At 66.0% G+C, this 536-nt stretch carries 1 protein-coding gene; it reads right to left on the bottom strand.

The genetic code is table 11. The features are described from left to right. Window positions 1-488 (bottom strand): cation diffusion facilitator family transporter (locus tag HMPREF3105_RS04965; protein WP_141762432.1); only part of this gene is annotated, 488 nt, incomplete at its 3' end. Between the last annotated feature and the right edge of the window lie 48 nt (window positions 489-536).

Genomic DNA, 536 nt, shown 5'->3' with positions numbered 1-536 from the left:
CCGCTTACACAGACAAGTTGACACGCCCTGTCGCGAAGCAGGATCAGGGCTCTGGGCACGATCAGTGCGGCGATCAACAGGGACACCACCGCATCGGCGCGATTCCAGCCGGTGGTGGCGATCACGATCGCCGAAACGATCACTGCGACCGATCCCAGGGCGTCGTTGAGTACCTCCAGGAACGCGGCCTTCATGTTCAGGTTCTCACCTCGGGAAGAGGCCAGGATCGCCAGACCGATGAGGTTGCCAGCCAAACCGATCACCCCGAACCAGAGCATCGCGGTGGATTCGACCTCGGGGGGTTCGATGAGCCGGCGTACGCCCTCCACGGCTACGAAGCCGCCCACGGCCAGCAGCACCGCGGCCTGCGCGGCCGCGGCGATGATCTCGGCGCGCTTGTACCCCCAGGTGCGCTTGTCCGTGGCCGGGCGCAGCGCCAGGGTCGCGGCGGTCAGGGCGATCAGCAACCCGGCTGAGTCAGTAAACATGTGCCCGGCGTCGGCCAGCAGGGCGTGTCAACTTGTCTGTGTAAGCGG

The organism is Micrococcus sp. HMSC31B01 (assembly GCF_001816085.1).
Classification (GTDB): domain Bacteria; phylum Actinomycetota; class Actinomycetes; order Actinomycetales; family Micrococcaceae; genus Micrococcus; species Micrococcus luteus.
The sequence above is the reverse complement of the archived record's forward strand: the minus strand, read 5'-3'. Positions and strand labels throughout refer to the sequence as shown.